This window comes from Acinetobacter lwoffii (assembly GCF_024129735.1).
GTDB classification, from domain to species: domain Bacteria; phylum Pseudomonadota; class Gammaproteobacteria; order Pseudomonadales; family Moraxellaceae; genus Acinetobacter; species Acinetobacter lwoffii_H.
This window is the reverse complement of the sequence record NZ_JAMXXK010000061.1, coordinates 1-14,772: the sequence shown is the minus strand read 5'-3', so window position 1 is coordinate 14,772 and position 14,772 is coordinate 1. Positions and strand designations below refer to the sequence as shown.

Genomic DNA, 14,772 nt, shown 5'->3' with positions numbered 1-14,772 from the left:
GGACATTTGATTTCTAGAGTTATTCGCATTTCTCTATTTTATCAAAATTCAACCTGCTTTGTTTCAGCATACTTTTTGAAACACCACCAAAATTATATATATACAGAATTCCCTATCTCTTATGTAACTATCACACACTTAGGTTTAAACATGAGAGCTTTAATTAATCAGGCACAACTTACACTTGAGATCGAGAGCTTCTTAAAATGTCTAAAAAGAAGAAGTAGGGAATGGGATGAATTCTATTCACAGCTTACCAATCTGTTATTAGACTTTGATGATATTTATAATCCTGATGATGAATACCCAGGTTATCTCCAATTCTTTGTAATTCTGAGATATGACTTACAGAGAATAGACTCCGATTATTTTGATCTTAAAGATGAATTGGAAATGATTGGGTATAGAGCGTTGAGATCGGACTTTTTGAAGTTATCTAAGAGTTTCGAAAGAGATTATGAAATTATCGAAAAACAGAAAGATGAAAATAAAATTGAAGTGCAGGAATATTGTAGGTCAATACTTAATAAATGCAGTCGAATATTAGTTGCTCGTGTAGACTTGGGTTATTTGCAAGAATATTCTAATCGAATCAGAGTTGAAGATATTTATAAGGACTTAGATATACTGCTTAATCGTATCCAAAATAAAGATGGCATATTTAAATATGTGATCGGATATATATGGGGAGTAGAGCAAGGTGGTAAAAGTAAAGGTTTTCATTGCCATTTAGCAATCATTTATGATACTGCCTTTCGTGATGGAAGCGCAGCATATTGGGGGAATAAAATTATCGCGCTTTGGAGTGAGATTACTCGAGATTATGGTCAAGGCTATAATTGTTGGAATCGCAAACGCGTAAAGGAGCTCCGAGGTAGAGATGAGTTGGGGATCGGTTTAATTTATCGTCGCGATTCAACCCAAGTGACAAATTTCATTGAGGCAATGGAATACCTCACTGATCATCACAAACGTACCCTTCAATACTTACGTGTAAAGCCCAAAGGACGAAGAGTATTTGGTAAGGGTCAGTTAAGAGCGCAGTATGATAGACGCTAAATCAAAATAATCTCAGATATACATTATCTAGGTGAAAACGAGTTTTTTAACTTTGCAAGGCTTGCCCATCGGTGAGCTTTTGTCATTTCTAGAGGTATATATTATGAGTTTAAATTGTCCTTATTGTTTTTCCGATCAGGTTATTCAAGTGGTTAATCAGCAGGTGAGTGGATCTGAGTCTACAGGTCTAGCAGCATCAGCTTCGTTCGCAACCATCGGTGCATCCATATCAAAGGGTTTACCTTTACCTGTATCACCACTGCTTGGCGGGCTTGCAGGTGCGGTCATTGGTGGTTTATTCAGCAGCGTGTTTGATGAGCCTAAAAAGCCGATCACCCTGGCCTACTATCACTGCAATCACTGTCAGCAGAATTTTCGTTGAATCAGCATAGGAGATAAGAACGATGGCACATCAAATCGAACAAATCGCCTATGTTGGCGAAACCCCTTGGCATGGTCTGGGTAATCAACTCAGTCCGAACCAACCACTCGAAGTTTGGGCACAGCAAGCTGGAATGGACTGGCGGATTGAATCGTCGAATGTCAGTTATATGGCACAGAATGAACGTGGTCAGAGCATCATCATGCCTTTTGAAGAGCAGCGAGTGTTATACCGTTCAGATACACATGCACCTTTATCTGTGGTCAGTCAACGTTATCAGGAAGTTCAGCCTAAAGAGATTCTGGAGTTCTACCGGGATCTGACTGAGCAATCTGGCTTTGAGTTAGAAACCGCAGGGGTTTTGAAAGGTGGTAAGAAGTTCTGGGCTTTGGCACGTACCGGGCAAAGTACCGCGTTAAAGTCTAAGGATGTCAGTAATGGTTATATCCTGCTGGCTACTGCGTGTGATGGCACCTTGGCAACGACAGCACAGTTCACAAGTATCCGAGTAGTCTGTAACAACACTTTAGCTATTGCGTTACGTGGGCAGAGCAGTAGTGCTGGAGTAGTGAAGGTTCCACATAGTACCAAGTTTGACGCAGAGAAAGTGAAGCAGCAATTAGGTATTTCAGTGCGTGCATGGGATGAGCACATGTATGAGATGAAACAGCTCACACAGCGTAAGGTGAGTCAGCAGGAAGCTAAGGCTTACTTTGATGCCGTGTTTAATAATAGCACCATGTCAATTTCCGATCCTGAAGAAAACATCATTCAGTTTTATCGTAATGTCGCGCAGCAAGCTCAGGAGAAAAAGCCTGAACCAAATGGTCGTGCCATGAATAAAGCCTTGGACATGTTCAATGGTCAAGGTCGTGGTGCCGAATTGTCATCAGCTAAAGATACGGCTTATGGTTTACTGTGTTCGATCACAGAATTTGTGGATCATGAACGACGTGCCATGAGTACCGATCATCGTCTTGATTCAGCTTGGTTTGGTGCAGGTGCTAGTGTGAAACAACGAGGATTGGAGCAAGCGCTTGCTTTGATCGCCTGAAATTAACTAACTCACTTATGCCGAAATTAATTCACCCCAAACAAATGCTCATCAGAGCACTCATGTAACCCCTTTCAATTAATAAGCATGCATATCGCCATACCCGACCTCGTGTCGGGTATGGCTTTTTTATGCATTTCTTTTACAGAGATCAGAATTAATAAGGATCATTCCATGAATCAAATTGTACCTATTTCCCATCAGCCTACGACTGTAGGATCTAAGATCGTAGTCAATCCAACCATTACTACCAAACGCTCAACAGCAGCCAAGCGACTGGTCAACACCAAAGGGATGGAATATCAGGACTGGCTCAAAGTTCGTAAACAAGGTATCGGTAGCAGTGATGCCGCGACTGCCTGTGGTCTCAATCCCTATATGTCGATGCTGGAACTCTGGCTAATCAAAACTGGACGACAGGCTCAATCCATAGAAGATGAAAGCTCAGGTGTAGCACCGCTGTATTGGGGTAAGCAGCTGGAACCTTTGGTGGCAGAGTTCTATAGCATGCACACCCATAACAAGGTGCGACGGATCAATGCAGTACTTCAGCATCCTGATCCCGATAAATACTTTATGTTAGCCAATCTGGATTACAGCGTGGTCGGCAGTGATGACGTTCAGATCCTAGAATGTAAAACAGCAGGTGAGCATGGAGCAAAATTGTGGCGTGATGGTGTGCCTTTATATGTGCTATGTCAGGTGCAACATCAACTGGCCGTAACTGGTAAACAGGCAGCGCATGTTTGTGTCTTGATCTGTGGGCATGAAACCAAGATCTTCAAAGTGACACGATCAGAATCGGTGATTGAACATATTGTTCAAGCAGAACGATATTTCTGGGAATGCGTGGAAAAGGATACACCACCATCAGTCGATGCCAGTGAATCCGCAGCTAAAGCGATTCAACAACTTTATCCAGCGCATGTACCTTTAACCGTAGAGGATCTTTCGCAAAATGAAAATGCCAATTTTATGTTTGATCAGCTCATCAAAATGAAAGAAGAGATTCAGCACAAGCAGGAACGCTTTGACCAGCTTAAACATGAAATTCAGATGATGATGCAAGACAAGGAAAGGGCTGTCTTTGCTCATGGCTCAGTAGTCTGGAAGAAAGCCAAGGATTCCATCAGCCTCAATACTAAGGCATTGCTTCAGCACCAGCCTGAACTGATCGACCTTTATCCACTTCAAAAGCAGGGCAGTCGTCGATTCAACATCTATACCGACTAAGTCCTATTTACACAGCACCAAATCAAAAATTCACAAAAATCGCTCCCCGCTCTCTACCCTTCGGTAGAGAGCAAATCGGTCGCGATTTCTGTAGCACTTTATCTGGCTCTACATTCTTTGGGTAACTTATTTGGTCCTTGTTCCGACCTACATACATAGACCCAAATTTGTAAGGTAATACATTAAGGAATATCAACATGATTAAAGGTTTAGCAATTACTCCACCAATTCTGGGGCGTATCAGTATCGGTCGTATGATCGAAAAGAATGGCAAGCGATTGCCTGAAAAGGATGACCAGTTCACCATTACTTCCCAGATTCAAAGCAAAGAAGGCTGGGTTAAACATCCATTAGATGATCAGCTTCGAGCCAATACTCCCAATCAAAAGTTGCGCTCAATCCCGGTCAGAATGATCTTTAATGATCCTGATTTAAACCTGCGTGCAGAATACAGCCTGTTTGACCGACAGACTGGAAGACCTATCTGTGTCGGTAATGGAGAAACCTGCCAGCGTTTAACCAATCAAGGCGTGGAGCAACTTCCCTGTCCATCCCCTGATTTGTGTCCATTGGCTCAAGGAGGGAACTGCAAGCCCTATGGGCGTTTGCATGTGAACTTAGATGAATCGGATGAGTTTGGCACATTCATCTTTAGAACCACGGGCTTTAACAGTATCCGGACTTTGGCTGCACGGTTGAGTTATTACCATGCGGCATCAAATGGCCTGTTGTCATGCCTCCCATTGCAACTGATATTGCGGGGCAAGAGTACGACACAGAGTTACCGTCAGCCAGTCTATTACGTGGATCTAACTTTAAGAGATGGGATTAGCTTGAATGAAGCCATTATGCAAGCGAAGCAAATTGATGAACAGAGTAAACAGGCGGGATTTTATCAGGAGGCTGTGGACTTTACCGCAAGGAAGGGTTTTGCCAATGCACGGTTTGAAATGGATATAGAGGAAGGTTTGGATATGGTTGAGCAGTTTTATCAGCCTGTTGAAGGTCAGCAGATCGAAGAGACTCAGACTGCATTGGATATTCAACAGGGATTGAAAGGATCTGTGAAGGCTTTGAATTAAATCAGACAAGGTAAAACCTTACGAGATTGCCGTATCTCATGAGCGAGTTGCTCGAAATCATGAGATAGGAGTAAACATCATGAATGCATTTGTAGGTCAAACTTTTCAAATGAATCAACTGATCAGTATCAAGCAAGTCATGGAATTTGTTGGAGTGGGGCGTTCTACTATCTATGAGATGATGGATGAAAACTCACCTTATTACGATCCTTCATTCCCAAAGAAAGTTAAAATTACTCAAAATCGTATCGGCTGGTCAGCTTATGAGATCCATCAATGGATTGAAAGTAAGTTGGCGAATCGAGAGTAAGGGACGCTCTTAGCTCCCTTATTTTTTGTTTTTTAGTAGACTAATTGTAATTTTTAGGCTAAGTATTCGTAATCAAAACAATAAATTATCAGCTATTTATAGATGAATTACCTAAAGCTTCTCATATCCTTGACGTTGGTCGTGGTTCAGGTTGAGATCCCTTAGCTTTTTAAAAATAAAAGTTATGAGATTAAAGGAGCCTAATGTTGAAAAAAGCATTTATCTTCTTTGCGAATATAAGTGCTTTTTGGGGCAACAAATCCTGTATTTCTCCATTCATTTTTGCTGAAAAAACTTTAATTTTCGGTACACTAGTCATGTTTTATTCTTTTCATCGGACTTCTATAACAATGACCCACGTACAACTGCAACAATTACAAAAACGACTTTGGAATATTGCCAATACTTTACGTGGCACCATGGGCGCCGATGAATTCCGTGATTACATTCTGGGCTTTATTTTCTTTAAATATTTATCAGAAAAATCGGTGAACTTTGCTAATGAATTGCTGGATGGCGAAGACCTCAGCTTTCTTGAGCTGGATGAAAGCAATTCTGAGCATGTGCCTTATATCGAAGAAATCAAAAAGAATGCCATTGCCGAAGTCGGTTATGCGCTCACACCCAAACAGCTATTCCATACCTTAGCCGAGCGTGGTCGTCAGGGCGAATTCATTCTGGATGATTTAACTGCGACCTTAAAATCGATTGAACAAAGCACGTTAGGCACTGACTCTGCCGATGACTTTGCCAACCTGTTTGAAGATTTGGATCTAAACTCGACCAAGCTCGGCAATAATGCCAGTGACCGTAATGCACTGGTGGCGAAAGTCCTCAGTCATTTAGATGACATTGATTTTGATATTTCCAATACCGAAGCCGATGTACTGGGGGATGCCTACGAGTACCTGATTGGTGAGTTTGCATCAGGCGCGGGCAAAAAAGCGGGGGAATTCTATACCCCACAAACGGTATCGACTTTATTGGCGAAAATTGTCACCCAAGGCAAAGACCGTTTACGCTCAGTCTATGACCCAACTTGCGGTTCAGGTTCTTTGTTGCTACGGGTAAAACGTGAAGTTAAAGATGTCGATATGATTTACGGTCAGGAGATGAACCGTACCACCTACAACTTGGCACGCATGAACATGATTCTGCATGATGTGCATTTTGCCAAGTTCGACATCAAGCAGGAAAATACTTTAACCCGTCCGCAGCATTTAGATAAAAAGTTTGATGCGGTGGTGGCGAATCCCCCATTTTCTGCAAAATGGTCTGCCGATCCGTTATTTTTACAAGATGAACGTTTTGCCGCGTATGGCAAACTGGCGCCAAGTTCTAAAGCCGATATGGCATTTGTACAGCACATGCTGTATCAACTGGATGACAATGGCACCATGGCGGTGGTGTTACCGCATGGCGTCTTGTTCCGTGGTTCGAGCGAGGGCGTGATTCGTCAGTATTTGATTGAACAGTTGAATGTGGTGGATGCGATTATTGGTCTACCCGCCAATATATTCTATGGCACGTCTATTCCGACCTGTATTTTGGTATTGAAGAAAAACCGTGAGCAGAGCGGCAATATTCTGTTTATTGATGCCAGCAATGATTTTGAAAAGCAGAAGAATCAAAACAAGTTATTGCCTGAGCATTTGGATAAGATTGTTGCGGCATTTGAAAAGCGTGAAAATATTGAAAAATATGCGCATGTGGCGACCTTGCAGGAAGTGAAAGATAACGATTACAACCTGAATATTCCGCGTTATGTGGATACCTTTGAAGCGGAAGCCGAGATTGATTTAGATGCGATTGCAAAACAGCTTCAAGCTTTGGAAGTAGAAAGCAAAAAGACTGATGCCGTGATTAATGGTTTCTGTGCCGAGCTTGGGATTGTTTCACCGTTTGCGGAGGTGAAGTAATGGCTGTGCCTAAATTACGTTTTAAAGAGTTTGATGGGGATTTAACAGAATCAAAACTTGTTGAATTAACTTTATGGGCTTCAGGTGGTACACCAGCAAAAGATATTCCTGAATATTGGGGTGATGATATTCCATTGATTAGTGGTGCTTCCATGCACACAAATCAGCTTTATGAATCTGATGTAAAGATTACTAGGTTAGGTCTACAGAAAGGTTCCAAATTAGCACCAAAAGATTCAATTTTAATTTTGGTGAGAGGAAGCATGTTGTTTAATAAAATACCTATGGGAATTACATTAGGTGATGTCGCTTTTAATCAGGATGTAAAATGCATTCGCCCGAAACAGGAAGTTGCCCCACAATTTTTGTTCCAATGGTTACATGCTAAAGAAAATACTATTCAAAATAAGGTAACTGCTACAGGTATTGGTGCTGGAAAACTGGATACTGCTGACCTACAAAACCTTAAGTTATATAAACCATCCTCAGAAGAACAAACCAAAATCGCTTCTTTTCTTTCTGGCGTAGATGAAAAGATTAGCCAACTGACGCAAAAACATGAACTGCTGAGCCAATATAAACAAGGCATGATGCAAAAGCTGTTTAGTCAGCAGATTCGTTTTAAAGCGGATGATGGTAGTGAGTTTGGGGAGTGGGAGGAAACTAAATTTTTAGATTTGATGGTTGACCTCTGGGATTATCGTGGTAAAACTCCAAAAAAACTAGGTATGGATTGGGGAGATGGGGAAATCCAAAGTTTATCCGCTCTTAATATTAAAAAAGGATTTATAGACTTTGATGCAGATTGTCATTTAGGTTCTGAAAAGTTGTACAAAACTTGGATGAATAAAGGTGATTTAGAAAAAGATGATATTATTTTTACTATGGAAGCCCCTTTAGGAAATGTTGCCTTAGTTCCTGATGATAGAAAATATATTTTAAGCCAACGGGTTGTTTGTTTTAAGACAAATAAAAAAATGGTCGATAACAAATTTCTTTTTCAATTAATTTTATCGGATCAATTTCAAAGCCGTATCGAAGAATTAGCTACCGGCACAACTGCGAAAGGTATCAATCAGAAATCTATGCAGAAGATTGAAATTGCTTTTCCTTGTCTAGAGGAACAAACCAAAATCGCTAATTTCCTCTCTGCGATTGACCAAAAAATTGAAGTGGTTGCACAGCAAATAGAACAGGCTAAAATTTGGAAAAAAGGCTTGTTGCAACAGATGTTTGTGTAGGGGGGAGAGTTATGGCAAATTGGCTAGTAACCGTGAATTATGCTGAGTTTGATTTAGAAGCAGCTTATGATGCTTTGCCGCAGGTTTATTGGAAGAATTCAGCTACTAGTGAAGGTAAAGGGTTACAGCTCAATGATATTGTTCATGTATATGTGACCCAACCCATCTCAAAGGTGATGTATCAATTCAAAGTTATTGGGCATGCGGAAAACTCAGAATACCCAGTAGCACAGAAAGCATTTTGGTCGGATAAAAAGAAAATTGAAAGTTATCTAGGTGGGTACTCTATTTTTGAAAAGTTAAACAAAGTGGATAAATCCACTTTGTCTTTTGAATATTTCAGACAGGAAAACTTAATTCCTGATGCTCCTATTCAAGGCCGTCGCACAGATCGAGATAAAGCTTCAAATGATCCAATCCGCATTTTTTTAACTCATATTTTTAATGAGTTTAAAACTGATAGTGTGAATACCGACTATCCCGATGAAGCAGGTTTAGAAAATGAAACCTTTCCTGAAGGAGCTAAGCAAACGGTTTTAGTGAATAAATATGAGCGTAACCCTGAAGCTAGGGCTAAATGTATAGAAATTTATGGAACACGTTGTTGCGTTTGTGGCTTGAGCTTTGAACATATGTATGGCTCATTTGCTAAAGATTTCATCCATGTACATCATCTTAAGTCTTTGCACACGATTGGCGAAGAGTATGAAGTAGATCCTAAAGAAGATCTAAGACCAGTCTGTCCTAACTGTCACGCCATGCTCCATAAAACCGAAAATGGTCTTCCAATGACAATTGAGAGATTAAAACTTTTATATAGCGTTTCTTTGAGGAATCCGCTTAGACAAACATTTGAAGAATAAATAATTCGAGATTTTTAATGCAGCTTTATCAAACCCAAGCACAGTCATTAGTAGAACTTACAGAAGATCCTTTTCGTTTGGAAAGAGAAATTCAAAGCCTGTTTGAAAACAATCTTTACAGTTTTACAGGTCTGGAATTCATCAAGTCTGAATTCACCATTAAAAACAACCGTATTGATACACTGGCTTTCGATCCTGAAAGTCAGGCGTTTGTAATTATCGAATACAAGCGTGAACGCAATTATAGCGTGATCGACCAAGGCGTTTCTTATCTGAATCTGATGCTCGACTACAAGGCAGATTTCATCGTTGAGTACAACGAGAACCAGAGTAAACAGCTTAAACGTCAGGATGTGGATTGGTCACAGAGCCGAATCATCTTTGTTTCACCGAGCTTTACCGACTTTCAAAAGCAGTCTACCAACTTTAAAGATTTAGGCATTGAGCTGTGGGAAATCAAACGTTATCAAGGCGGAATTGTTTCAGTCAATCCATTGCAGAAAGCCAAATCAGCGCCTTCAATCAAGCAAGTGCAAAAAATTGAGTCAGAACAAATTCAAAAGATTGCTAAAGAAATTCAGCAATATGATGAAGAACATCATTTAGGTGATAAATCTGATGATATTAGAGAGTTATATGAAAGATTCAGGGATTCTATTTTGAATCTTTCTCCAAACTTTGAACTAAATATTAAAAAAGTCTATATAGCCTTTCAAATTAACAATAAAAATCTAGTCTATTTCTCAATCAGGAAAAATCAAATCAAGATCTATTTGAATAGAAAGTACAGTGAAATAGATGATCCTAAAGGATTAGTCAAAGATATGACAGGAGTTGACCATCATGGAAGTGGTGATTGTGAAATTGTAGTTATAGATACGGAAAATCTAGAATATTTACTAAGCCTGATCAAACAACTTCTGAAGTAACATCTATGCTGTTAGAAACTAAAATCAAATATTTTGAGTCATTACTTGAATCGGCTAAAAAATTTAAAAAAAAGCCTCGAGAAAAAACTTTTTTCGATACTGCGATTCGTCACCATTACGAAAATCCCACCACTGAATTGCTCGAATTTTTCTTAAACCCTCAAGAATCCCATGAGTTGGGAGAGGTGTTCTGGAAAGGCTTTAGTGATGTTGTTGTAGGAGTTAGCACTCTAGAGAATTCTAGTTTAGGTCAAGTGGAAAACTTGGAGCGAGAATGCGTTACACATAACAGCAATCGTATCGACCTAATGATTGATACCGATACGCATCTTATTTTACTGGAAGCTAAAATTTACCATCATCAAAATAATCCATTTGATGACTATGTGAAATATGCTCAAACACGCTCAAAAGACAAAACTATCCTTGGCTTGATACTCAGCATCTCTGGTAAAAGTGAAGCCCAAAATTGGCTCGGTATTTCCTACCAACAATTGGTGAATGCTGTCCGACCTTACCTTGCAGAACAAATGATGACGAATCCCATGAATAAATGGAATTTGTTTGCACGTGAGTTTTTGCTGCATCTTGAAAGTTATTATCGTACCCAGAAACTAGATATGAACCGTATCCAATTTATTTTTGATCATTATCAAGAAATACAAGAGTTGCAAAAGCTGAAAACTAATACTATTCAGGAAGTTGTCGATAGTATCAGTCAGCTTCTTAATCAATCCATTGATGGTTATATTTCTAAAAACAAATATGAATCATGGGGAGGGATTCGTTTTTATAACGATGCGTGGAATAACCTGACAAATAACACTTTATACATTTATGAAAATCAAGGCGAGACAATCTTTGGGGTGAATACTTATATTTTGAATTTACCAGAAGCATTAGAGGAGCAAGCATTTTCTATTTTGAAATGCAACGATGATTCACGCTACCTCAACTGGAAAATTGAAAAATATAAAGGTGGTGCTGAACGCTGGTTATGTATCTATTGGCGAGCACCTGAAAATAATTTTGAAGCGATTCGAGATTTGATTTTGGAGAAAGCAAGTTTGTTAGATGTGATTGAAAAAACTTTAAGATAAATCAGTATATTGAATATAAAGCGAATAAGAATTTAGAGAGTAGAGGGTGAAATGACAGTACAAAGCGAATATCAACTTGAAAATGAACTGATTAGCCAGCTCAAGCAATTGGGATATGCTGCGGTGACCATCAAGGATGAACGCCAACTACTGTCTAATCTCAAAACCCAGATTGAACGTGCCAATGGACTTGCGCCCCTGTCAGAAACGGAATGGAAGCAGGTGATTAGCTTTCTTAATACAGGCACGGTATTTGAACGGGCTAAAAACTTACGTGACCAGTTTCCAGTCAAGTTTGATGATGGTACAAGCAAGCACATCTTTTTTCTCTCGGATGATCCAAGCAAAAACATCTATCAGGTGACCAATCAAATCACCATCGACCACCGTGACTATAATGGCAGAACCAGCCGTTTTGATGTCACGCTCTTGGTCAATGGTTTGCCTTTGGTACAGATCGAGCTGAAAAAACGCGGCATGGAAATTGCCGAAGCTTTCAATCAGACCCAACGCTATATTCGTGAAGCCTACTGGGCAGGGCAAGGGCTATTTGGTTTTATTCAGCTTTTTGTGATTAGTAATGGCGCAAATACCCGTTATTACTCAAACGGTACAACAGGCATCGAGTTTGCCTTTCCATGGGCGGATGTCCATAACAAACACATCAATGAAATTGTCGACTTTGCCGAAGCATTTTTAAATCAGCAGCATCTGACCCAAATGTTGACCCAGTACATGGTGCTGCTAGAAACCACCAAAAGCCTAATGGTGCTGCGTCCCTATCAGGTTTATGCGGTACAGAAAATTGTGGAGCATGTGCAAAACTCCGATGAGAACGGCTATATCTGGCATACTACAGGTTCAGGTAAAACCCTGACCTCATTTAAAGCCAGTCAGATCATCATGCAAATGCCCGATGTGGAAAAAGTCTTGTTTGTGGTAGATCGTAATGACCTCGATACGCAAACCTCACGCGAATTTAATGCTTTTAAAGCCGACAGCGTAGACAGCACCGATAACACATCGACCTTGGTGAAACAGCTGGATCAACGCCACGACAAACTGATTGTGACCACCATCCAAAAACTCAATCGAGCCATCAGTACCGACCGTTATTTAGAATCGATTGATTATCTTAAAAATAAAAAAGTGGTGTTTATTTTTGATGAATGTCATCGCAGTCAATTTGGTGAGACTCATCAGAACATCAAAAAATTCTTCAGCAATGCACAAATGTTTGGTTTTACCGGTACGCCTATTTTTGAAAAGAACAGCCAAAGCAAAGCAGGTTTAAAACTCACCACAGACTACCTGTTTAATGAGTGTTTGCATAAATACGTGATTGTAGATGCGATCCGTGACCGTAACGTCTTGCAGTTCCAGATTGATTATCGGGGCAAATACACCGCCAAAGGCATGGCGACGAATGAAAGTTATGAGGAAGATGTAGAAGGCATCGATACCAAAGAACTGTATGACAACCCGCAACGCCTAGAAATGATTGCCCGCTACATTGTCAATATCCACGATACCAAAACCCGTAATCGTGAATTTACCGCAATGTTCTGTGTCAGTTCGGTCGAAACACTGACCCAATATTACGACATCTTTGAAAAAGTGCAGGCTGAAAAACGAATTGAAGATGAAGCACAAGGTCGGATATTTAAGCCATTGACCATTGCCACCATCTTTTCCTACGCTGCAAATGAGGCTGTACCGACTGATGACTTAAATGGCTTGATTCATGAAGAAGCCGCAGATATTCCAAGTCAGGTCAATTCATCCAGTCGGGATAAGCTGGATCGCTACATTGCCAATTACAACCGACAGTTTAAAACCAACTACAATTCAGGTGATCAATTTTATGCGTACTACCGCGACATTGCACAGCGCGTAAAAAACAGACAGATTGATATTCTAATCGTGGTCAATATGTTCCTCACGGGCTTTGACTCTAAGCCGTTAAATACCTTGTATGTCGATAAAAACCTAAAATATCATGGCTTGATTCAAGCATTCTCACGCACCAACCGTGTCTATAACGATAAGAAGCCATTTGGAAACATTATCTGCTTCCGTAACCTGAAACGTGCGACAGATGAAGCACTGGCGCTATTTTCCAATAAAGATGCGCAAAAGGTGGTACTGGTTCCAAGCTTTGAGGAAATTAAGCAGGATTATGATGCTGCTGTTCAGAAGTTGCTCAAGATCACGCCTGATTATCAAAGCGTGGATGATCTCATGACAGAAGATCAGCAGTTGGAGTTTATTAAGGCCTTCCGTGAAGTGATGCGTTATAACGCTCAGCTGCAAACCTTTATCGAATACGATCAGAACCAGACCGCTTTAGATAAACAGCACTTTGCCAATTTTGCTTCCAAGTATGCTGACTTATGTCGTGATGTACGCAAGACTACGAAAAAAGAAAAAGTCTCTGTACTGGATGATGTCGATTTCCAATTGGATCTGCTACATAGTGACCGGATCAATGTGGGCTATATTATCAATTTGCTGCAAATGGCTCTGGATAGCGGGGATGAGGCCAAACGCAAGAAATACGAAGCACAGATACATGATCTAATTGGTAATGAAGTTACCTTGCATGACAAGCAGGAACTGATTCAGAAGTTCATTGAAGAAAACATGCCGAAGATGATCAATGGACAAAGTGTCCAGAGCACTTTTGCTGCTTTCTGGGATGCGGAGAAAGAACAAGCCTATCAGTACCTCTGCCAAGAGGAAAACTTGAAGCCTGAAGCAATGAGAACTGTTCTGGAAAACTACGAATTTACAAAGCGTTTACCAAGGAAAGAAGAGCTAAAGGATTTACCAAACTATAAGGTTAAGCTGTTTGAGCGGGAGAACGTGTTTAGCAATTTGCTGGTCAAGACCCAGAAACTGATTGAAAAGTTTTATGTGGGGTTTTAAATTGCTAAAGAAGTAAAGCACTTGGTGGTGCTTTATATCCTTGGGTGTGCATTTATTTTAACCTTTCTAAGACGGTAGTAGAGAACGGTTGCCAATAGTTCCATGAACGATATTTTTGATCAAAACGGCCACCACCTTCATTCCGCCATTGCTTTAGTATCGTAATGATTTCGGAGTTATAAATACAACTCACGGATATCGATTTGGTCATTTGAAACTTAAAGTGGAACAAATGAAATAGATCAACAAGGGGTAAATAAGGGTAATCACTTTATTAAATTTATAAGAAATTTTAATGGGTTAAATTATGAATTATGCTGCCACCATCTCAATCTTGCTCTTATCAACTTATTGACTTTTATTAAGAGAAATACAATTAAAAAAAGTCCTTAAGATATTCAGTTTGTTAGATGATGGATATTCCTAAGGTGAGTTGTGAATCCGAGAAGATGCTTTAGCTTATTTTTTAATGATCTTTATGCACCTATACAGCTGAGAAATTTCAATTATTAAAAGTTGGCGCGCAGGTTTTAATATAAGCTAATGAAATACAAAAGGCTCCGACAAACCCGGTACGATTCAATTTTCAAATGAAGAAGCCTACACACAAAATCTACCGCACTACCAATTGGCCCGCATATAACCGAGCACTCATGAGTCGCGGAAATATTG

The 14,772-nt window shown here is 40.0% G+C and carries 11 protein-coding genes and 1 pseudogene; all 12 read left to right on the top strand.

Going from position 1 to position 14,772, the window contains the following annotated elements; all coding sequences use genetic code 11:
- Positions 1–150 precede the first annotated feature (150 nt).
- The 12 genes and pseudogenes from NI469_RS14005 (at position 151) to NI469_RS13950 (ending at position 14,100) form a co-directional block, all read left to right on the top strand.
- Positions 151–1,059: a YagK/YfjJ domain-containing protein gene (locus NI469_RS14005; protein ID WP_195725052.1), complete on the top strand. Its 909-nt coding sequence runs from the start codon at positions 151–153 to the stop codon at positions 1,057–1,059.
- Between the two features lie 103 nt (positions 1,060–1,162).
- Entirely contained in the window at positions 1,163–1,441 is a 279-nt protein-coding gene (locus NI469_RS14000; protein WP_195726083.1) for a hypothetical protein, read from the top strand.
- A gap of 22 nt (positions 1,442–1,463) precedes the next feature.
- The gene (locus tag NI469_RS13995; RefSeq protein WP_253175562.1) at positions 1,464–2,495 is read left to right on the top strand and encodes a DUF932 domain-containing protein; all 1,032 of its coding nucleotides are present in this window, start codon (positions 1,464–1,466) and stop codon (positions 2,493–2,495) included.
- A gap of 174 nt (positions 2,496–2,669) precedes the next feature.
- On the top strand, positions 2,670–3,728 hold the full coding sequence (locus NI469_RS13990) for a YqaJ viral recombinase family nuclease (protein WP_253175560.1): 1,059 nt from the start codon (positions 2,670–2,672) through the stop codon (positions 3,726–3,728).
- 197 nt (positions 3,729–3,925) lie between these two features.
- Positions 3,926–4,712 (top strand): annotated as a pseudogene (locus tag NI469_RS13985) (recombination directionality factor); the annotation flags it as partial.
- A gap of 177 nt (positions 4,713–4,889) precedes the next feature.
- Positions 4,890–5,120, top strand: coding sequence for a helix-turn-helix transcriptional regulator (locus NI469_RS13980; RefSeq protein ID WP_005027433.1), 231 nt, complete (start codon positions 4,890–4,892; stop codon positions 5,118–5,120).
- A gap of 350 nt (positions 5,121–5,470) precedes the next feature.
- Complete coding sequence (locus NI469_RS13975) at positions 5,471–7,039, top strand: type I restriction-modification system subunit M (protein WP_195725048.1); 1,569 nt, start codon at positions 5,471–5,473, stop codon at positions 7,037–7,039.
- Positions 7,039–8,280 (top strand): restriction endonuclease subunit S, encoded by a 1,242-nt coding sequence (locus NI469_RS13970; RefSeq protein ID WP_253175557.1) that lies wholly within the window; start codon positions 7,039–7,041, stop codon positions 8,278–8,280. Before NI469_RS13975 ends, NI469_RS13970 begins: the two co-directional genes overlap by 1 nt.
- Positions 8,281–8,291: 11 nt before the next feature.
- Entirely contained in the window at positions 8,292–9,143 is an 852-nt protein-coding gene (locus NI469_RS13965; protein ID WP_253175556.1) for an HNH endonuclease, read from the top strand.
- Between the two features lie 17 nt (positions 9,144–9,160).
- Positions 9,161–10,072, top strand: coding sequence for a DUF5655 domain-containing protein (locus NI469_RS13960; RefSeq protein ID WP_253175554.1), 912 nt, complete (start codon positions 9,161–9,163; stop codon positions 10,070–10,072).
- A 5-nt stretch (positions 10,073–10,077) separates the two neighbouring features.
- Positions 10,078–11,172 carry a PD-(D/E)XK nuclease family protein gene (locus NI469_RS13955; protein ID WP_234115068.1) on the top strand — a complete coding sequence of 365 codons (1,095 nt, stop codon included), beginning with the start codon at positions 10,078–10,080 and terminating at the stop codon, positions 11,170–11,172.
- A 51-nt stretch (positions 11,173–11,223) separates the two neighbouring features.
- The gene (locus tag NI469_RS13950; protein ID WP_253175552.1) at positions 11,224–14,100 is read left to right on the top strand and encodes a type I restriction endonuclease subunit R; all 2,877 of its coding nucleotides are present in this window, start codon (positions 11,224–11,226) and stop codon (positions 14,098–14,100) included.
- The last annotated feature ends 672 nt before the right edge of the window (positions 14,101–14,772 follow it).

Bases quoted from the DNA above. Each gene is read 5' to 3' on its own strand.
- NI469_RS13995 (WP_253175562.1), top strand. From the start codon at position 1,464: ATGGCACATCAAATCGAACAAATCGCCTATGTTGGCGAAACCCCTTGG.
- NI469_RS13980 (WP_005027433.1), top strand. From the start codon at position 4,890: ATGAATGCATTTGTAGGTCAAACTTTTCAAATGAATCAACTGATCAGT.
- NI469_RS14005 (WP_195725052.1), top strand. From the start codon at position 151: ATGAGAGCTTTAATTAATCAGGCACAACTTACACTTGAGATCGAGAGC.
- NI469_RS13955 (WP_234115068.1), top strand. From the start codon at position 10,078: ATGCTGTTAGAAACTAAAATCAAATATTTTGAGTCATTACTTGAATCG.
- NI469_RS13990 (WP_253175560.1), top strand. From the start codon at position 2,670: ATGAATCAAATTGTACCTATTTCCCATCAGCCTACGACTGTAGGATCT.
- NI469_RS13960 (WP_253175554.1), top strand. From the start codon at position 9,161: ATGCAGCTTTATCAAACCCAAGCACAGTCATTAGTAGAACTTACAGAA.
- NI469_RS13950 (WP_253175552.1), top strand. From the start codon at position 11,224: ATGACAGTACAAAGCGAATATCAACTTGAAAATGAACTGATTAGCCAG.
- NI469_RS13970 (WP_253175557.1), top strand. From the start codon at position 7,039: ATGGCTGTGCCTAAATTACGTTTTAAAGAGTTTGATGGGGATTTAACA.
- NI469_RS13965 (WP_253175556.1), top strand. From the start codon at position 8,292: ATGGCAAATTGGCTAGTAACCGTGAATTATGCTGAGTTTGATTTAGAA.
- NI469_RS13975 (WP_195725048.1), top strand. From the start codon at position 5,471: ATGACCCACGTACAACTGCAACAATTACAAAAACGACTTTGGAATATT.
- NI469_RS14000 (WP_195726083.1), top strand. From the start codon at position 1,163: ATGAGTTTAAATTGTCCTTATTGTTTTTCCGATCAGGTTATTCAAGTG.